This window comes from Mucilaginibacter sp. HD30 (genome assembly GCF_054061755.1).
The window spans coordinates 3744999-3764290 of record NZ_JBSSEO010000001.1; the positions used below are offsets into that span (position 1 = coordinate 3744999).

At 46.2% G+C, this 19292-nt stretch carries 22 protein-coding genes and 1 pseudogene; 1 reads left to right on the forward strand and 22 read right to left on the reverse strand.

The window, feature by feature from the left end:
- From ACVW2L_RS17715 to ACVW2L_RS17780, 14 genes are all read right to left on the reverse strand, one after another.
- Nucleotides 1-1434, reverse strand: coding sequence for a GspE/PulE family protein (locus ACVW2L_RS17715; RefSeq protein WP_457129285.1), 1434 nt, complete (start codon nucleotides 1432-1434; stop codon nucleotides 1-3).
- Nucleotides 1431-1946, reverse strand: coding sequence for a hypothetical protein (locus ACVW2L_RS17720; protein ID WP_457129286.1), 516 nt, complete (start codon nucleotides 1944-1946; stop codon nucleotides 1431-1433). The genes ACVW2L_RS17715 and ACVW2L_RS17720 overlap by 4 nt, the downstream gene beginning before the upstream one ends.
- A gap of 1 nt (nucleotide 1947) precedes the next feature.
- Nucleotides 1948-2370, reverse strand: coding sequence for a type IV pilin protein (locus tag ACVW2L_RS17725; protein WP_457129287.1), 423 nt, complete (start codon nucleotides 2368-2370; stop codon nucleotides 1948-1950).
- Nucleotides 2371-2449: 79 nt separating this feature from the next.
- Complete coding sequence (locus tag ACVW2L_RS17730; protein WP_457129288.1) at nucleotides 2450-3604, reverse strand: type II secretion system F family protein; 1155 nt, start codon at nucleotides 3602-3604, stop codon at nucleotides 2450-2452.
- Nucleotides 3591-4094, reverse strand: a complete 504-nt coding sequence (locus ACVW2L_RS17735; protein ID WP_457129289.1) for a PulJ/GspJ family protein — start codon at nucleotides 4092-4094, stop codon at nucleotides 3591-3593. The genes ACVW2L_RS17730 and ACVW2L_RS17735 overlap by 14 nt, the downstream gene beginning before the upstream one ends.
- A complete protein-coding gene (locus tag ACVW2L_RS17740) occupies nucleotides 4087-4449 on the reverse strand; it encodes a hypothetical protein (RefSeq protein WP_457129290.1) in 363 nt (120 codons plus the stop codon). The genes ACVW2L_RS17735 and ACVW2L_RS17740 overlap by 8 nt, the downstream gene beginning before the upstream one ends.
- Complete coding sequence (locus tag ACVW2L_RS17745) at nucleotides 4431-5696, reverse strand: hypothetical protein (RefSeq protein ID WP_457129291.1); 1266 nt, start codon at nucleotides 5694-5696, stop codon at nucleotides 4431-4433. Before ACVW2L_RS17745 ends, ACVW2L_RS17740 begins: the two co-directional genes overlap by 19 nt.
- A 5-nt stretch (nucleotides 5697-5701) precedes the next feature.
- Nucleotides 5702-6217 carry a toxin-antitoxin system YwqK family antitoxin gene (locus tag ACVW2L_RS17750; RefSeq protein WP_457129292.1) on the reverse strand — a complete coding sequence of 172 codons (516 nt, stop codon included), beginning with the start codon at nucleotides 6215-6217 and terminating at the stop codon, nucleotides 5702-5704.
- Nucleotides 6218-6317: 100 nt separating this feature from the next.
- Nucleotides 6318-6806, reverse strand: a complete 489-nt coding sequence (locus ACVW2L_RS17755; RefSeq protein ID WP_457129293.1) for a hypothetical protein — start codon at nucleotides 6804-6806, stop codon at nucleotides 6318-6320.
- A gap of 7 nt (nucleotides 6807-6813) precedes the next feature.
- On the reverse strand, nucleotides 6814-7773 hold the full coding sequence (locus ACVW2L_RS17760) for a hypothetical protein (protein ID WP_457129294.1): 960 nt from the start codon (nucleotides 7771-7773) through the stop codon (nucleotides 6814-6816).
- Between the two features lie 525 nt (nucleotides 7774-8298).
- On the reverse strand, nucleotides 8299-9765 hold the full coding sequence (locus ACVW2L_RS17765) for a hypothetical protein (RefSeq protein WP_457129295.1): 1467 nt from the start codon (nucleotides 9763-9765) through the stop codon (nucleotides 8299-8301).
- A 401-nt stretch (nucleotides 9766-10166) separates the two neighbouring features.
- A complete protein-coding gene (locus ACVW2L_RS17770) occupies nucleotides 10167-10457 on the reverse strand; it encodes a hypothetical protein (protein WP_457129296.1) in 291 nt (96 codons plus the stop codon).
- A gap of 68 nt (nucleotides 10458-10525) precedes the next feature.
- Nucleotides 10526-11014, reverse strand: coding sequence for a hypothetical protein (locus ACVW2L_RS17775; protein ID WP_457129297.1), 489 nt, complete (start codon nucleotides 11012-11014; stop codon nucleotides 10526-10528).
- 25 nt (nucleotides 11015-11039) lie between these two features.
- Nucleotides 11040-12854 (reverse strand): hypothetical protein, encoded by a 1815-nt coding sequence (locus tag ACVW2L_RS17780; RefSeq protein WP_457129298.1) that lies wholly within the window; start codon nucleotides 12852-12854, stop codon nucleotides 11040-11042.
- A gap of 464 nt (nucleotides 12855-13318) precedes the next feature.
- Between ACVW2L_RS17780 and ACVW2L_RS17785 the strand changes: the two genes are divergently transcribed.
- On the forward strand, nucleotides 13319-13576 hold the full coding sequence (locus ACVW2L_RS17785; RefSeq protein ID WP_457129299.1) for a helix-turn-helix domain-containing protein: 258 nt from the start codon (nucleotides 13319-13321) through the stop codon (nucleotides 13574-13576).
- Between the two features lie 437 nt (nucleotides 13577-14013).
- Here the strand turns inward: ACVW2L_RS17785 and ACVW2L_RS17790 are convergent, their stop codons facing one another.
- The 8 genes and pseudogenes from ACVW2L_RS17790 to ACVW2L_RS17825 form a co-directional block, all read right to left on the reverse strand.
- Nucleotides 14014-14613, reverse strand: coding sequence for a hypothetical protein (locus ACVW2L_RS17790; RefSeq protein ID WP_457129300.1), 600 nt, complete (start codon nucleotides 14611-14613; stop codon nucleotides 14014-14016).
- A 3-nt stretch (nucleotides 14614-14616) separates the two neighbouring features.
- Nucleotides 14617-15183 (reverse strand): hypothetical protein, encoded by a 567-nt coding sequence (locus ACVW2L_RS17795; RefSeq protein ID WP_457129301.1) that lies wholly within the window; start codon nucleotides 15181-15183, stop codon nucleotides 14617-14619.
- 129 nt (nucleotides 15184-15312) lie between these two features.
- A pseudogene (locus ACVW2L_RS17800) lies at nucleotides 15313-15435 on the reverse strand (RHS repeat-associated core domain-containing protein); the annotation flags it as partial.
- 27 nt (nucleotides 15436-15462) lie between these two features.
- Nucleotides 15463-15684, reverse strand: coding sequence for a hypothetical protein (locus tag ACVW2L_RS17805; protein ID WP_457129302.1), 222 nt, complete (start codon nucleotides 15682-15684; stop codon nucleotides 15463-15465).
- 86 nt (nucleotides 15685-15770) lie between these two features.
- The gene (locus tag ACVW2L_RS17810) at nucleotides 15771-16733 is read right to left on the reverse strand and encodes a tyrosine-type recombinase/integrase (protein WP_457129303.1); all 963 of its coding nucleotides are present in this window, start codon (nucleotides 16731-16733) and stop codon (nucleotides 15771-15773) included.
- Nucleotides 16717-17613, reverse strand: a complete 897-nt coding sequence (locus tag ACVW2L_RS17815) for a tyrosine-type recombinase/integrase (protein WP_457129304.1) — start codon at nucleotides 17611-17613, stop codon at nucleotides 16717-16719. The genes ACVW2L_RS17810 and ACVW2L_RS17815 overlap by 17 nt, the downstream gene beginning before the upstream one ends.
- Nucleotides 17614-17619: 6 nt before the next feature.
- A complete protein-coding gene (locus tag ACVW2L_RS17820; protein WP_457129305.1) occupies nucleotides 17620-18399 on the reverse strand; it encodes a hypothetical protein in 780 nt (259 codons plus the stop codon).
- A gap of 41 nt (nucleotides 18400-18440) precedes the next feature.
- Nucleotides 18441-19235 carry a hypothetical protein gene (locus ACVW2L_RS17825; protein WP_457129306.1) on the reverse strand — a complete coding sequence of 265 codons (795 nt, stop codon included), beginning with the start codon at nucleotides 19233-19235 and terminating at the stop codon, nucleotides 18441-18443.
- Nucleotides 19236-19292: the final 57 nt, after the last annotated feature.

A 19292-nucleotide genomic window follows, 5' to 3' on the forward strand; every position in this document is an offset into this window, starting at 1 on the left:
TTAGTAATTAAAAAGAAGCGGATATATCTCTTCCACCGAAGTTAAACCATTGGAAAATAAGTTAAAAGCGTTTTCCGCCAATGTTTTTATTCCCCTGTCCGCTAAAAGTTTCTGAATATACATATTCCCGTTCTTTATTTCAACGGCAAGTTCGTGATCTATGGGAATTACCTCGTATACGGCCTTCCTGCCCTTATAGCCGGTGTAGTAACATTGCTCGCAGCCCTGGGCCGTAAAATGATGCGTTACCTCCGAATATGGCTTAAACTGCTTTGGGTATAAAGCTTCGTCAAAGGCATGCATCGCCTTGCAGTTTGGGCAAAGCAGGCGGATCAGGCGCTGCGCCACGGTCGTATTGATGGTACTGGCTACCAGAAAGGGGGGAATGCCCATGTCGATCAGCCTGGACACCGTTCCCCATGCCGAATTGGTATGTATCGTGGACAATACCAGGTGTCCCGTCAAAGCTGCCCTAATCGCCATATTCGCCGTCTCGGTGTCACGGATCTCCCCCACCATGATCACGTCCGGGTCCTGCCTCAAAAAGGTGCGCAGCGCCGCCGCGAAGGTCAGTCCGATTGATTCCTTCAGTTGCACCTGATTGATCCCTTCGAGGGTATACTCAACCGGGTCCTCTATGGTTAATATGTTCCTTGTTTCTTTGTTCAGCAGCTTTAAGGTGGCGTACAGGGTCGTTGTCTTTCCGGAACCTGTCGGGCCGCTGATCAGCATAATTCCGTTGGGTTGCCTGGCTCCCTGCAAATAGTTTTCCAGGTCTTCCTTTGAAAAGCCGAGGTTGTTAAGGTCGATATTGGCGGCATCATTGCTTAGGAGTCTGAGCACTACCTTTTCACCGTGCAGAGTAGGCAGAACGGAAGCCCTGATATCGAACTGCTGGTCCTGGTGCCTGAAATTGATGCGTCCATCCTGTGGCAGGCGTTTTTCGGCAATGTCCAAATTGGCCATGATCTTTACCTTGTTGATCAGGGCCGGGTAATCCTCGCGTTTGAGCAGGTATCTTTCCACCATCATGCCATCTATGCGAATACGAACACGGCACTTGTTCTCGTAGCTTTCGATGTGAATATCGCTGCTTTTCAATGATTTGGCTTCCTGTATCAGGTTCACCAGGAAGTCGTTGGCATTGCCAGGGCTTGCTACTCGTGCAGACCCGTGCAACTCGTTATCCTTTATAAAATATTTGGATAACAGCTTTGCCACTGAACTTTCATCTATCGGAAAAAGTTGCACCCTTTTGCCTAAGAGGATTTCCAGTTCGGCCAAAAGATTGTCCTGATTGCCAGAATTGACACAATATAGATGCAAGCTGTCGCCTTCCGCGGCCTTCGGCAGCACCTTATAATGCCAGGCCTGGTCTTTGGTAAGCAAATGAATATGCTCAGTCAATAGGGCTATTTCATCTGTTGCGCTCATTGCCCGATCGCTTCAAATACCCAGTTGTCGCCTGTAAGATCAATATGGAAAAACCACCAGTCGCCCAAGAAAACCAAAGCTAGCAAAAGTGCCTGCAAGCCCGCCAGCGGCACATATTTATTATCTTTGCCGTGCGCTTTTATTACTATCCAGTAAAGGCAGACAACGGTCAGGCTTGCAATGTAAAAAGACAGAAGGCTGAATACGGACAGGCCAAATGCCGAACTTAACAGGAACAAAACATCACCCCAGCCCAATAGCCCTGCTGTGATATTAGTCCATTTCTTGTTGCGCACTGAAAACCATGCGCAAACCAAAACATATTGGATAGCGAGGAAACTGATGTTGACTATGATAGACGGCAATGTATTCGAGATTCCCTGTTCATCCACCTTATATAAAAGGAGACATATCGCTAACAGCGGGAATAAAAACCAATATACGGCCCGCGACTTCATGTCCTGAGCAAAAATCATTATTAATAAGACAAGGATGGCTACTTTTAACAACACGTCAATCTGGCGTTACTTCTTTCAAATTATTGTCCTGATCAATCTCCCAAACGTTGAACGTGCCATTGCCGTTGAAATCAACAACAGCTGTAGCACGTGCCATAAAGGTGTTGCTGCTTGCGTTTACAATCGTTATCTGGTAATTGGCCCGCCCTTCCTTGTTTGCGCTGCTCAGTTTTTCCTGAACGAACCCTATGTCAGAGAGATTGTCTGTATACTTGGAGTGCTCATAAAAATAGCTTTTCTCCAGCGTTTGCAGGTGCTGGAGCTGGATCTTTGCTTCCGTGCTCTTTGCTTTGGTAATCAACGGCAATAAGACGGGCAGCGCCAGCAGCGTCAGTATCCCGATGATAACGAGTACAACCAATATTTCGGTTAGCGTGTATCCTGGGAGGCGTTTTGTTAGCAAGGTTTTGGTTCTCATGTTTACAATGTGATGGTACTAAACTATCAATTTATAAAGGCAATACAAAGCGTTTTCTGTTAATTTTTTTAACTATTGCTTATTGAAACGAATTGCTCATCTGGAAAAGCGGCAAGTACATCGCGACAAGTATAACGCCCACCATAAGACCCAGGAAAACTATGATCAGGGGCTCCATGAGGCTGCTAAGAGCCGCTGTCTTAAACTCAACTTCTTCCACGTACTGCTCTGATATCTTGCCGAAGAAGTGATCCAACTGGTTGGTTTCCTCCCCCACCTTTATCAGCTGGATCATCTTGGAGGGATAAATGTCGAACTGCTGCATGCTCTGGTGCAGTGATTTTCCGTTCATGATCTCCTGCTCTATTTTGAGTAGGGATGCCTCAACGGGGTAATAGGAGATCATTTGCCGGATCAAGGCAATGGCGCGAAGCAAAGGCAGCCTGGCATTGATCAGCAAGCGCATAACATTGGCAAACCGGGCAAGGTATATTTTCTGTACCAGCGAACCGACAATCGGTACTTTCAGGATGACTGCCGAAGCGCGGCACCTGAACCATTGCTTGTTCCGGGACTCAGCAATAAATACCGTAATCGCTCCAAAAATTAAGACAATGTATGAAAAGCTGTTTTCCAGCGCCTGCGACATGTCGAGAATTTTCGCGGTAATCCAGGGCAGTTCGCCCCCAAACCGCTTGAATACGTCTCCGAACATCGGCACCACGAACTTCAACATGAAAAAGACCGCACCTAAAGAAGTAGCCATGACGATGCAGGGGTAAGTTAGTGCTGAAACGATCTTACGCCGCTGCCTGATCTTGCTTTGATAGTATTTGGCCAGATCGGCCAGCACTTCGATAATCTTTCCGGTTTCTTCCCCGATCTGAAGACTGTACACCTCATAAAGGGAAAACTTGCCCGTCTGTTGCAAAGCGTTTGATAGGGCCGTTCCCTTTAAAACAGCCTCCTGTATCTGCCTGAACAGATCCTTGTCCTGCGGTTTTTGTTGATCGGCTGCAACCAGTTCCAGGCTGCTTTTCAAATTGATGCCCGCCTGAAGCAGCGAGCTCAGCTCCATATACAGGTATTCTTTCTTTTTGTCCGGAAGCTCCTTGCTGCCGAAACTGATCTCCCGGTTCAAAAACGACGAAATATCTTGCTTGCTTTCCGTTTTGCCGGAAACCGCAGCCGGCTTTTTTCGTTTCGGGTAACTGTTCAGATCAATTGATGGCATAGCTCTTCCTTTGTATGAGGTTTTGGGAACTGTACTGTTTGTGGTAACCGTTAGTGATCTTCGTTCCGTCGAAAAATAGATCCGCCTGCATTTCATCTACGCGGGTGCCCTCGTCATTTGTTGCCGATTCGCTAACGGGTGCATGTTCAAACAAAATGCTTATGGCCTGCACTTTCACTTTAAAAGTATCAGTTGTTCCCGAAGTTCTGATGACTGCGTTGGGGTTGAATTCGTAAGTTGTAACTTTATCTTTGTTGGTGCAGGACAATCCCCTTTCTGTTTTATTTATATTTTCCGCTTTTTCAAAATCCTTCCGAAGCAACTCATCAAGGCTTATCAAAACCGCCATGTTGCTGTTTTTCACATTGTATGAGGTGTAGGATCGTATAATAATAGTGTAGACTGTATAGGTTATAGCGATGACGATAGCCGCCAATAGCATGGCTACAGTCACTTCCATAATCGTAAAGGCTTGCACACGTTTATTCATTGTTATCAATTACTATTTTACGCAATTCGGCCATTTTTTCGTTGTTCGTATCATACGCCGTTAAATGGACCTCCAGCAAACCGGTATTATAAGGCTTTACATCCTGTTCAACTGTAACACTATCAATGATTGCCGTTTTGCTGATCCATTCTTTTTGACCATCTCCATTCATGAACATACTTTTTAATATAGCGTGGGCGCGTATTTTTTTTGTGGACAGCGATCCTCGTGTAATATTAACGATCATCATCATAGCGAGGCCAAATACCACCACGATGATCACCATGGAGACAATTACTTCCAACAGGCTTGACGCGCGTAAGCGGAGCTTTATGATTACCTGGATTCCAGCCATTGCAATACCTTTCTTTTGCGCCCGGCTACGGGCATTATTTCACTGCTTAAATAATAGGGCGACAACCCTTCCGCATTAACAGTAGTGTTGATAATATAGTTCTCAAAAGTCGTAAACCCACTTTTGTATAAAAATCGCCCTGTGAATATGCTGCCGTTGACAACTACCCCATCGTTCAGTCCCAACAGGCCCGGGCTATATATTTGCCCCGAAATATTCGCTTGCTTTCCAAGATTGATCAGCGGCTGCTTACTTCTTTCGGTACTTTTTTCGTACGCGAAAATACAGCCCGAGAAGCTCACGTTTGCTCCAATAGTTATAATTGCCGGCGCTGAATTTTGCGTAGTCTTGAACCTTAATATGCCTAAAGCCGAGGGGTAATTAAATGTGCAGTCCGGTTCCACGATGATGGAATCGGTCGCAAATAGCTGACAAGCTCCCTCAAAGCCCTTTTTTACCTTTATATTGGGGGCAAAGATCATTACCTGCTCAAGTTGCGCATTGCTTTCTATGGTTATGCTTGTGTCCGACACAATTAAGATGTTTCCGCGCAGATTAATCCTGTCGAGCGACAGTGTCTTTTTGCCCATTGAAACGATTTTGACGGGTTCAAAAAAAGACCGGAATAAAGAATCACCTGAAATGAAACCATTCATTGGACCGGCCACTCTAAAGGATTGGTCGAGTATGCTTATTCTGTCCGGGTTTAGAAGGGGCAGGCTTTTTTGGCTGTCAAATGTCTTACCGACGACCAGGCGCTTGTCTCCCTCATATGCCTTGCTGTCCACATAGGCCTGCCGCACGCCTGACTTAGGCAGAAATACGTTTCCTTTTATCATTGTTTTTCCGCTTACCGATACCGGGCGATCCTCGTCAGGCAAATACAATGCTGCCCACTTCGCGGAGTCAATAGTATGCGCCATACTGAAAACTTTCGACAGCGTGTCGCGATGGGCAAACGCCCGCACCATGCCGATATCATAAATGCCCCATGCCGTAGTACTAAGTTCAACCGAGTCCACGTCTTCGCCAAACAGGCTGATCTTTTTGCCTCCTTCGTAGGTGTTTTCCCGGTCGGCTATCAGTATATTGATGCCCGAGTTCAGGTTGTTTTGCAGCGCATCATAACTAAATGCCCGCTCATATTGCTCGCGGTAGAAGTACGCCACGACGATCAGCGAGGAACAGATAATGCCAATTACGAGGGTGATCACAATAACGAGATATAATGCAGACGATCTTACCATACCAACTATTGCTTAGGTTGCGTTGGTTGGACTGCGCCTATACTGTCTTTTCCCAGCCGCTTTAAAACGTTGATCTTGCCCAAAAATGATGGCTTCTTCGTTACCTTACCATTGCTGTAATAAACGGTTTCCGCTTTGCCGTCGGCGGCATACGTTGTGAAGTCACCGTGCAATAAATCGTCTTTGTAGTATCCGGCCTGTTTTAATTTCCCGTCGTTGCCAAACATCTCAAACTTTCCGGACCGTTCGCCGTCGTCCCAACTGTAAAGTTCCGTAAGCATCCCATTTTCATTCCATGCTTTCCAAATGCCATCCTTCAAACCTCCCATAAACTGGCCCTGCACTTTTAAATTCTTATTCAGGTAATACTCGGTATAATTGCCATTAAGCACCTTGCCGCTGAATCCGCCCTGGGTGGCGTGTATGTCATTGCCGCCGCTCCAATAATACAGTTTGTCGGTTTTTACCGCCGGATCAGATTTCAGGGGCATAAGGTCGGCCTGTACGACTTTGTCGGCCATTGCGATTCTTATTTTATTGAACCCATAGTCCGGAATTTTTTGAGCGTTCGCTGTCCCGAAAGCAAACAGAAATAACAACGTCAGTAGTTTTCTCATAATTTCACTGTTGCATCCTTATGTAACCCGTTCTTCCTTTGAAAGTCACCTTTACCGAGTCCTGATAGTTCTTGATCAGTTTGATGTCGGCCACCATTTCGCCTTCCTGTAGAATCGCGGGCTGTCCGTTTATGCTCATTACCGCGAGCAGCTTCTTCGAGCCGCTGCTGCGCGTGTATCCCGAGTACCTTACAAAATTCCAGCTAAAGGGCGGCTTTGGAATTGATGGCTTGACCTCCACAGTTTGCGTAATACGCTTAACTGCGGTATCGGGCTGCTTTGTCAGCTTGAAGGGGTCTTTATAGTTTAATAACAAACGGGTTGTGTCGGCCGGTACGCTGTAATCGTTAGAATTCTTCTGTTCCCCCACGTGTTGAACGGGTGTAAAATCACCTTCACCGCCGGCAACCGTGTCAAAAATCCGGTAAATAATAATGCCCCAAACGAATAGAACCAGCAAACCCAGAAGGTAAGTAAACTTTTTATTTTTCATGCAGCACTTATCTTAAAACAAAGCTCCGTACCGCAGTCGCCTGGCCTTCATTTCCGGCAGCGTCAACCGCCGCTACTTTCCAGATGACGCGTTCTCCTATTGTTCCTACGCTAAAATTGTAATTGGTACCGTTCAACTCTGCCGGGAAAGTATTGTTATAGACCGTAGCAGAATCGCTCTTAAAAGCATAGAGTTTGTATTTCGCCGCCGCGGCAACCGCGCTCCATTGCAATGAAACCGGCGAACTAACCACTTGGTTGTTGGTGGGAGCCACAATATTCACAGGAGCAGGGGGGGCATGGTCATGGAGCATCACGTTTATGGCCGACCAGTCCGCCTTGGCAGTGTCGTTTTCCGCCCTTACCCGCCATTGGTAAGCTTGGTCCTTCGGGAAAGTGAAGGTGAACTGCTGCGCGGGAATGGCCTGGTTGTATACCAGCTTGCTCTCGTCGGCAAAGCTGTTAGTGTCAATTTGCAATGTGTATTTGGTGGCCCCCGACAAGCTGCTCCACTCCAAGTTGACAGTGTTCTGGTTGGTAAGATAATTATTGGGCGGTGACTTCAGCTGCACCGATTGCCCCTTAATGGATGACAGCAGTACCGTGAAACTCCATGGGCGGCTAAACGCTGTTTGTGAACTTCCGTTCATAGCGCTCACCCTCCACTGATAATCGCCCGGCTTCAAATTCAGTGTAAACTTGTTCGATGTGACAACCGTATCCGCGACAAGTGTCCCTATACTGCTAAAAGAAGGCCCTACCACATGCAAGTTATAGCTTAGCGCGTCCTCGACAGGCTCCCACCAAAAGGTTACCGCATAGCTCGCGCTCTTGGTCAAATAACCCGGCGCCAGCGGAACAACCTTGCGGTCGCTGATCGACGGCTCTATGATGGCCTTGCAGGCTGAAAAAAGCAGTGTGATGCACAGAGCGAGGTATATTGAATAAGACGACGGTTTGATTTTCATTCACGCTAATTTAGCGTTTTGGTTGGAATGCGCAAGAGCATATGCAGATTACTTACTCCTGAAATTGACACCTTGCGTTTTATGCTAATTTTCTGCTGCCATTGGATGATTGTGCGAAATACTCTTTCATCACCAGGTTGGCTAAAATGTCTTACATAAGCTGCCCTGAAAATCGGCATATCCTTAAAAGCATATTACTTTTTAGTTAATAAATTTTGCTGGCAAGTGTTTCTTGAAAGTCGCTTCATATCTTTGTTGGGCCATTATTTCGTTATTTGCTAAATTTAATTTATCCCTTCGCCCATTTTTTTTAACTGTGTGGTTCTTACATCAAAAGTATTATACGCGAACAACGTGTTTGTAGTTTATCAAACCGGTTAGATAGGTTAGCGCCGCAGCCGAGGCGGCGTAATCTAGCGGTAGGGCTTACGCCCTGCAGTTACTGGCGTTTGTTACAGTTGATTGGCTAGCCAGTTGCAGCTTCAACATCGATGCGTGTCGTTTTATTGCGATAATAGGAAGTGCTTATTTGCCTTTTTTCCTTTGTATCTGTTTCTTTAATGATTCAAGCTCTTTTTGTTGCTTGTCGTTAGTCGCTTTCTGGTCTATCAAGTACAGCGTAAGTTCCTCCACCTTTTTCAGCAGCCTCATATTCATGTCGCTCAGATCGATCCCTTCCTTTTCCAGCTGAGCAGCCGCCGGAATCTCCGGCAGGTGGTGGTTTTTGTCCAGGTACGCTTTAAGGTTCTCTAGGGAGATTAATTTATAGCCGGGTTCGAAAACGTAGTCTGGGGCGGGAATGCTCAAATCTACCCTTACTGCCCTGGAATGGATTGTTCCGTTAACGGTTAGCTTCTCGTCTGGGCTGGAGGTGCCGATGCCAACGTTGGCCCCGTTGCCCAGGATAAGGGTGTTGGAGGTAGTGACCTGTGCGTTATGGCCTATGGCCGTGGCGTTAGTCAGGCCATCGGCGCTCGAAGAGCCCGCGTTATAGCCAACAAAGGTCAGTCCATGGCCGGAGGTGTTGCTCATCCCCGACATGTTGCCTATCATGGTATTCTCGTATCCCGTGGTATTCACCGACCCCGCCTCCTTTCCGAAATAAGCGTTATTAGCTCCTGTAGCATTACTAAAACCCGCATTAATACCAACAATCGTATTAAAACTTCCGTTGCCTAAAGTCATAGCGCCGTTACCAATGGCAATATTATACTCTCCTGTTGACACATAACTGCCTGCACCCATTCCCATAAATAAATTGTTGGATCCGCTGGTTAGCGCCTGGGCGGTAAACCTGTTAGAGTTATTAACATTGACCGTTCCCAGAATGATGTTGCTATGGCCGGTGGTCATTGCGCCTGCAGCATACCAGCCAATAACGGTGTTTACGGCGCCTGTGGTGAGCGCGCTTCCCGGACCGTTACCTAAAAGGGTGTTGCCACCTCCGGTCATGGTGTTATTGCCCGCCGCCTCTCCCACCCGGGTGGTGTTGCCGTTTGAAATAAGGTTCCTGCTTTTAATGCTGCCGACCACAGTGAGGGGGAAGTCCGGAGCGGTAGTGCCGATACCGATATTGCCGGCGCTGTTAACATACAGCGAGTTTGCCGGCGCTGAATTTTCCAAGGTAAGAACCTCGTTCAAGGAATTGTTTCTGAAAACTAAGCTTTCCGAGCTGCCTTTTTGCCCGATAAACCATTTCTCAGAACCGCTGTTTTGAAATCCAAACCCATTAAAGACAGCTGCTGTTCTGTTAAGGAAGACCGCGTTGTCATTAGAATGAGTGACTGATATTATCGGATAAGTTGTACCCGTAATATTAAGAGATGCTCCGGAAATAGAGCCAGAAACGTCTAATTTATATGCCGGAGTTGTCGTACCGATACCGACGTTACCTGAATTAAAATAAATATTGCTTCCCGAGGGCGACCATTGGGCGTAGGAAAGTTGCAGCGCGGCAAAAAGCGCTATCAGGCTAAGGGCAGTTTTTTTCATTGTGATATGATAAAGTTAATCAGCAAACAGTAACTAAGGGGCGATTTCTAAACGGCAGTAGCCTCCCTATCATGCTGCGCGGATTGGCAGCAAAGACACGGTCTTCTCTATCGCGATATGGTATTAGCCCTAATTATACAGATGACCTAATCTAAAAACATTTTCTGATAATGCAAAACATTTTCAAAATACTTCGTCCCATGAACATCCGTTTGCGGTTCTTGCACCGATATCACCGCCTATCGGCAATCTTGCCGTATTTGACAGGATCTCTACGAAAATCCGCGCAGTTAGGGGAAACAATTTTATTGATACACGGCACTTTGGTTCAGCGCTTAGGTTTCCCCTAAGTTACTAAAACGACGCGCTTGATGATAAACACGGCAGTGCTGACAGCATACTCACCCGACTCTATTAGTCTTCCTATTGCGTCGTAATTGGTGTAGGAAAATTTCTCCACCTTTCCTGCACCTGCATTGGCCGGATTGCTGCGCCGCATTCTGCGAAAACCTAAGGCTGCCGTCCCTGCGGTAAATGAATTCTGACCGGCCTCCGTCGGTGGATGTCGATGCTATCACTCGGCCCTGAAGATCGTACTCAAATGTGGTTGCGAAGGGAATGGCGTTTCCTGAACTATAATTATTGGGATAATCAATCAGCAGTTTTACGCCGTTGGGGGCGATACTGGCCATAAGTTGGCCTAAATGGTTGTAATAGTTGTAGCTGAAACGTAAGTAAACTTCTGTTCCTCATGTCGCACTTATCTTAAAACAAAACTTCGTAAGGCAGTTGCCTGTCCCGCATTACCGGCCGCGTCAACAGCCGCTACTTTCCAAACAATACGCTCGCCCAACGTGCCGGCATTAAAACTATAGGTGGTTGATGTGGTAACCGTCGGAAAGGTATTGTTGTAAACTGTGGAGGAGTCGCTTTTAAAAACGTATAGTTTGTATTTTGCTGCCGTAGCAGTAGTGCCCCATTTCAAAGAAGCCGGCGTACTTACCTGTTGGTTGTTAGTGGGCGCTGTAATACTTACCGGTCCCGGAGGCGTATGGTAATACAGCATGGCATTAATCGCCGACCAGTCTGCTTTAGTCGTGTCATTCTCGGCCCGTACCCGCCATTGAAACGTTTGATCTTTAGGAAATGTATACGTGAACTGCAGCCCAGGGATAGCCTGATTGTAAACCAATTTGCTTTCATCAGCAAAGCTGTTCGTGTCGAATACGCAATTTAGCTTATTATCCACATCTACTTACACTGTATACAAGGCATTATAGAACATTGTTCTTGTGCTTTTTAGCAGCAGTTGTTTTATCAATCTTCATTTCTAGTGCTTTAATACGCCCTTCTTGTTGTATTAAATACAAGGTAAGTTCTTCAACTTTCTTGGTTAGTAATCTGTTTGTTTCGCCCAGATCAAGACCATTGTTATGCACTTCATCAGCCGATGGCATGTCAGGCAAATGTTGGTTCTTGTCGATGTAGGTTTTTACCTCTGCAAGCGTTGGCAATTGATAATCTTTTTTAAATACAAAGTCTGGCCAACTGGTATATAATTGCACTTTCACGGATGTGGCTATGGCGGCGCCGTTAACCGCAAATTTGTATCCGGTTGGAATTGTGGTTGTACCTATTCCTAAATCGCCTGAAGTTGTCAGCATCATTTTTGTGCCGCCATAAAACCATCTAAAGTCGTCGGATGTGGACGAATTCACATTTTTACCAATTACCCAACTTTGGGCGTCACTGTCAGATCCATCTCGAAATCCTATAGATGCTTCGCCATTTGTGTTGTTTTGGGTTAATCGAATCATGCCGAAGGAAGAGTTCGTGCTTGCAATACTTAATGGTGAAATAGGATTTATTGTTCCAATACCGACAAGGCCGGTAGAACCAACGGTGAGCCTTGCTGTTCTGTTACCAGCATTGGAGCCTGTTATCAAATCTATTCGGGTTGGTGCAGCCCCCGACGACGGAGTGCTTTCGGCAACGAAAGTAACAGCTCCTGCGTTTTGGAACCCGGTGCCGTCATAAGAAGAAGAGAGCAAAGACGCTATGTGGTCACCAGTTTGGACAGCAGTGGGAGCCGCAAGTGTTCCCCTGGAACGCCTTCCGAACATCACCGGCCTTACCGATGCATCGGATGATGCAATAGCATTCATAATGGACTTGCCTTCGCCATCGCCAAAAGTGGCCTGTCCAATGCTTGCATCGGTCCAAACGGCCGCCGGTGTGCTTGCGCTTGCTGTTCCTTGTATGGTCAATTTAACGGTTGGAGCTGTCGTCCCAATTCCCACATTGGCACCGTTACCAAGGATAACAGTGTTTGATGCGGTTGTCTGCGCATTGTAGCCGATCGCCGTTGCATTGGTCAGTCCGTCAGTGCTCGAGTAACCTGCGCGATAACCCAAATAGGTAAGACTGTTGCCCGTAGAATTGAACGCTCCTGCCTCACCGCCAATGAAAACGTTATTGCTCGTGCTGGATCCGGTAGAGCCCGCATACTGACCAATATAAACGTTGTTATTACCTGAAACCCCGTTTATTCCCGCGTTGTGGCCCAATATGGTGTTATAACTACCATTGCCGCCGGTCATGGATCCACTACCGACAGCAATATTGCCTTGGCCTGTTGAAAGCCAAGAGCCGCTGCCGTTGCCTATAAAGATATTATGTTCGCCGCTTGTAAGTCCTTGGCCCGGGAATCGATTGCTGTTACTCGTATTCACAGTGCCCAAAACGATGTTGTGGTTCCCGGTTGTCATTCTACCCCCACCCCAGCCGATCACAGTATTGAGACCACCCGTAGTGAGGTAGCTTCCCGCTCCAGTGCCAACTAGTGTATTGGCTCCTCCCGTCATGGTTGTGTTACCAGCAGTACCTAGAAAAGTCGTAGAGCCGTTAGAATATAAATTGTCGCTTTTTATAAGCCCTACAACAGTGAGAGGATGATCGGGGCTGGAAGTGCCTATGCCCACCTTGTCAGTAGAAGTCGTAGTGTAGATTTTTCCTGTTCCGGTACTCCATTGTGCGAAGGACGGAAAGGCTAGGGTCAGCGCAAGGGCGCTTAGAACGATTTTTTTCATGTGATAAAGTAATATTTGTTGATTATTAATTACAGTAGGTGAACCTGTTATTTCACTATATATGATTTTGCCATCATTAAATTTTTCCTGCACATTTCCTGACTTATTTCGTTTCTTACGGCTTTTGAGGACATTGCAATAAGTTTTGGCACTCGAATATGCAATTTATTTTGTGAAATTATCTACCTCCTTCAAAACTTTATTGCTAATTGAGTGATTTAAAAAAGGTGCGAAAATCACCAAGGCAATAACTATGGACAACTAGATCGAAAGAGTGATAGATCAACTTTCAATCAAATTGCCTTGCTGTAACTACAAATGTTAGCTTATCATAAGAATAATCGACGTTTACTAAGAAGAGCAGTATTTGAAAACCAGGCTGAATACATTAAAACTCATGCTACCAGCTCGTTTGCTGTTGCATGGTGGTGCGAAATACGCTTGCATTCACCAAGGTAGCGAAAATGCCGTACAAAAGGCACATCGCTGAAAATCCGCGGACGCTAGGCGAGCATATTTTGCGCAGGCGGCTGCAACTGCGCCTGCTGCAAAAGGACGTTGCCGAAATAGTCGGCGTAACCGAAGAGTGCGTAACTGGATGGGAAAACGGCCGGAGTTCCCCGCAGATACATATTTACCCTGCAATCAGTGTCTTTCTCGGATACTATCCGTTTGATAAAGATATTGTTCTTTACTGTAGAGGGCAAATTAACTTATTATAAGCCAGCTTACGGCCGCTGCTACCAGCCATAGTAGCTTTCCTGTTAACATCGTATGCATACTAAAACTTGTGCCACTAACGCTATCCCATGAACCTATGTGGGACAGCCTATCTGTCAATATATTGATATGAGCTGATTGAAAATTTTAATTGGATGCTCGTTCGCCATCTATTCGCCCCGGCATATCATAAATCCGTTTTCCCAATGCGCACGTTATTGGTCATGAGACACAACAACGGCCAACACCCCTAACATCAACAAGGGCGGAGATTATCTTACAGGTTTAGGTGATGTTGAACTCGATCCTAGTACTGACCGTATTCGGGAGATCACTTCATTGTCAGACATCGATAAAGAGCATGTATTAAAGGTTGTAGATGCTCTAATCAGACACCCTAAGAAATAGAAAAGCTCGGTACGATGACTGGCCTTATAACCTATGTGTAGTTCTTTAATATTTGCTCGTATACAAGCTTTGTGTCAGGTTGTAAGGATAGCATATTATCTAACTCTTCTAGTCTTGACTTTATATCGACGAACATATAATCTTCGAAACATTTGAGAAACTCATCACTCGCAGCATTATTTCTGAATCCAACGATTCCTATCTCAAGATCTTTAGAGCCTATGATGCCCCACATCGGTTCATTAGAGTACATGGCAATTGTTTCAGAGTTGTCCATTAACGCATCCGCTGGATTACCTGGATTGGCATTTAGAAAGTCCCAATAGTCGTTAAACGAAGAGGTTATCGGTATCTTGCCTATACTGTATTTTAAGAAACATGAAAAAAAGTACTCCGCGGGATTAGGTATTACAGTATAAAAGGTAAACCCTGCACTGTTTATCTTCATTAGAAATTTACTCAATCCATCAAAGAACCTTGAACCATATATTCTGTCAAACTCAAAGGCTTTATATATAGTAAACTCCTTATTAAACGGGTTGTCAACCATATCGATTTCTTTATTAAGAATCTTGCTTAATGAAATGGTTGCTTGAACATACTCATGTTCTGAATCAATAAAGGCTATCATCAGTTACTTCCTCAGTCTAATTTTTAATATTTCCTTTTCTGAGCCATTACTGTAACTCGCAGATGGACCAGGGGTGCCGCTAGCAGCCCTTTGTGGACTCTGCCGAACGGAATATTTAATTTGGCCTTTGGCAAAAACACTTGCTTTGCCGTCACCACTCACAGTTTTAGAGAACCCTGATTGTTCTAAATTACTGCCAAACTCACCCGGATTAACATTAGTTTGGAAGTTTGGTATACTGTTCTTGCCGGTAACGTCTAAATATTCTGAACTTGGACCAATTATATTGGTACCATCCTTTACAGCTTCTCCAACAGCTGATTGAACCTTAGATTTAGCAGCAGCTATTGCTTTCGGAATCAGTTTAGCCCCCACACCTGCAACAGCCCCAACAGCTGCATCAATAGCAACGTCCTTAACAGATGTTTTCTGACCTTGTATGGCTCTATTCGCAATACCACCTGCAACGTTTGCTCCGGCCGTAGCACTCGCCGTAACCAGCAAGCTAGCTCCACCGGTCAACCCTATAGCTCCTCCTACCGCACCTCCTTGAAGTGCTGCGCCTCCCACAGCCTTCCAACTTGTGATTTTACCACTATGGTATAGCTGTGAGCCTCCTTCAATCAATCCTCCAATTAATCCCCCCCCAAGTGCTCCAATAGCTCCGGTTATACAAGTAGGGCATCTGCCATCCGGATCATCATACCTTACAGGATTATTTAAGCCATATTGATACGGTGTAAGGCTTTCCTGATCACCCTCTTCAGATGAAGGATCTACACTTGTCCACCTGCCAATGACCGGATCATAAAACCTTGCGCCATAATCGTATTGGTTAGCACAAAGTTTTCAAGTTTGTTGCTGTTTTCCGTTTTGCACCTTTTCGGTGCCATAAAGAACGTTCGTTAGGGTAAAGATAAGCGTTAGTTTTTCATTTGCAAGGTGGCGTTTGTTGGTGGTTTTTGCAGGGGTGGCTATGGTTGGTTGATCATCTGTTACAGCGAAGATAGCCTCCGAAGCCAGGTCAGTAAAGGGACTTTCGCGGCATAAACCCGCAAGGCATTCACCCACAAGGCCATTTATTCCACGTTCCCTTGACAGCCCCGCCTTCTCCCGCTTTTGGTTGCTTAACAGAAGATAACCTGAACCCCTGATGTTTAAGAAAGGTTTAACGGATGATGCTTGTTAAGCGCGTCTTTCAGGTCTTCAAGATTGCTGGTCTGGTAACGTTCCGTACTGCTGATATAGCGGTGGCCTGCCATATATTGCACGGTCCGCAGATTCTTTTCTTTCAGCCATTCCGTTATCACGCTTTGCCTGATCTGCGTAACGTGTTTATACTTCGGATTGATCTTTCGTAAAGCATAGTTGAGGTGCAAAAGGCTGTTTTTCATATCGTCTACGCTGTTCATACTGATGAAAAGACGGTGTATATCTTCTACAGCCTTGTACTGATCCGGCTTCCTGCCGTAACGTCCGGCCATGCGTTCCGCCAATATTTTAGGGCGAACGATGAGTACATATTCCTGTAAGTCTAAGATCTGATGCGGTTCAAGGCTAAGTATACGGCTGTTCAGCTTGCCCGTTTGCGGGATATGGATTTTACCTTCTCTTAGTTTCAGATGTTCGGAACGTAGCGTTTGAAGTTCGTCCCTTGTTAATGCCTGGTAAACCATTAAACCGACAATCACCTTATTGCGGTGGGTACGTTCGTCTGTTATCGGGTAACTTTCGTAAAGTGCTTCCAGTTCGGTTTGGGCAAGCAGGTCGTGGGGAACGTGCCTGATCGTACCTTTCAGGATGATACCGGCAGCAGGATTATGTGTGGCCTGCCCTGTATATTGCAGCCATGTAAAGTAATACCTTACGGCCACCATCACCCGGTTAATGAGCCGGATCGTATAGCCATCCTGTTTAAGTTGGTCGGCAAACTCCAATACATCCGCATGAGTTACCTGTATAGCGGCAAGGCTTGCTTCTTCCACCCATTCCAGGAAGATACCCGCATAGTTGCTGTTTTGCAGGATATAGTTTTTGGCGTAATGTTCCTGCTGTAAATAGGTTTGGTAACTGTCCAAAGCGGCCTGTATAGGCGGGGCAAACTTATATTTGTTGCTCATGCTTCAGGTGGGTATAGATCTGTGTGCTTTCCATGCTGCTATGCCCTAAAAAGCGTTGGATCTGTTCTAAAGCCATACCTGAATGCAGCAAGTGACTGGCAATGCTGTGGCGCAGCGTATGCAAGCCTGCGGGCTTTTTTATTCTTGCTATGGCTTTTAGCTTTTGCAGCCGTTCATAGGCCATATGGCCGCTTAAACGTGTGCCGTTTACGTTCAATAACAAGGCATTCTCCTTTTTATCAGTCGCCAAAAGCGGGCGGCCATACAGCATATAGTTTTCCAGATCGGATTTGGCCGTTCCGGCCAGCGGCACGTAACGCTCTTTGTAGCCTTTGCCTTTGCGCACGTAAACCAGTTCTTTATCCAGTAGAATATCCTGAGTGTTGATATTAGCCCCCTCGTTTTTACGCAATCCGCAGCCATAATAAAGGGCTAATATGGCTTTATCGCGCAAGCCTAACGTGTCATCTTTGACCGTTTCGTATAAGCTGCTGATCTCTGCAAGACTAAGGATACATTTCACATTGGTGCTTTTGCCCTTGATGCGCAGCTTTACGGTAAAGCTTTCCTGTCCGCTCTCCGTCAGGTAACGACTGAACTTGCGGATCACCTGTAAATGCTTACGGATATAGTTAAGGCTGATCGCACCGGCTGCGGTTTTGCTTGGCCGCTCGTGCAGGTGTTCCATGTATTTTTTCAAATGCTCCTGTTGTATGTCGTGCGGGCGATGGCAGTTATTATCTTGCAGGTAGATCAGGAACTCGGTCAGGATTTTGGGCATATCCCGCGGGCTGGTGGGTTCAAAGTTGAGGATGCGTAGCCACCCCGTAAAGCCTGCCTGGAGGCGGATATAGAGCGGATTATAAAGTGTCCCTTGCATTTTCCTTTAGTCGTGGGTTACTGGCCGTTCCCCACTGATTTTCTGCATTTTATGTAACCCATTAAGGCTTTGGGTTACCGGTGGGATACGGGTTACTAACTGGATGTTTTCAAGAATGGATTTCACCATACTTTGCGCATCGTTCGCTAAGTTCTCCAGGTCGTTCCAACTCTGTATTTTATACTCAAAGCCTTTGTAACGGCTGCCTTTTGCTATTTTGATATAACCCATGCGTTCCAGTTCATACAGGTAGCGGCCTATGCTGCTTGGGGTTAGCCGGAATGCGGCCCGTACTTCCTTGCTATAAAAGGTGTCGGTATCCTTTTCTTTCAGGTAGGTCTTCAGCTTTTCAAAGAATGAGCGGCAGGCATCGTTTAACTCGTCGCTTTTTTTCAGCAAGGTGGTTTCCAGTAAGCTAAAAGCGGCCTGTATGTCTTCGATGGTGGTTTCAATATACTGCTCCCCGGTGTCCTCGTCCGTTTTCAACTCTCTTTGATACTGGTGATAGTAGGTAATGGTTTCGATGAATAACAGCAATAAAAGCATGGTGCGGCGTGGCTTAAAAACAGCTTCCGGCAATTGCAGGTAAGGGGCGTAAGGGTTTTTAACGCTGACAGGTTTTAACAGGCGTTGTACGTTTTTAAGCTGCTCCCGTACTTTCTTTTCTGCATACTGATCGATCAGCCCTGCACTCATTTTACGCTGATAGTCCATGATCTTCATATCCTGCTCCGGGCTGTTATCCATATAAAGCAGGATGCAGCGGTTAGCATTGTCTTCATACATTTGCTCTCTCGTGGTGCAGCCGCTGATACAAACCGGCCCCTCTACGTACAGGGTAATGGTTTTGGTGTTGCCCTTGCTGTCTTTAAGGGGTACTGTTTGGATATTTTGCGCTTGCTTTGCAGTTCCCTGATCGGGTACAGCACATCTTCCGCACCGTCCATATCTTCAAGCAACAGCAGTTTATATTTCAGTTCATCTTTGCCGAAGTAATAAAAAGCGTTCACGCTTAGCGTGGTGATTTCCAGTTTATCTTCTTCGGGTATCAGCTCGCCTACTTTTTCCTGCAACCAGGTCTTGCCGGTGCCGCTGGCACCCAGGCATAACAGGTGTAACGGGGTTTCACGGGTTCGTGAGGTATAAATGAGGTAAGCGATCAGCGCGTTGGTTTCTTCGCCTACGATACCGCTTTGGCCGATGGCCTGCTTTGTTCTGCCCAACAGGTCAGGGTTTTTTAAGTAAGCTATGGCGGCTTTGCGTTCGGCCTCGGTAAGCTGTTTCTTTTCCGGCTGTTTGGGTTTCATGGCCTCCAAACGTTCCGAACGGTATTGTTCTAAAGAAGTGGTCAGCCCGGTTATGGCCGTGCTGATCTCACGGGTGCCGGTGTCCAGCGCATCGGCTGATTTCTCGATCAACTGCTCGGTTTGGATGCTGTTGTACAGGTCAAGGTTGTGGCGAAAGACGTTGAACTTGTCATCTGTATTCACCAGTTTAAGCGTTACTTTTAAACGGTCAAACCCGGTCAGCTTGATGCCGCCAAGCACCGTGATGTGCAATTTGCCATCTAAGTATAAGAGTAACTCCGGGTTGTCTGTGATAAGGCCTACAGGTTTTTGCATCTGCTACGAAAGGTTTTGTAATTATCAGATACATATCAGGGTTTATTTGCAAGTAAC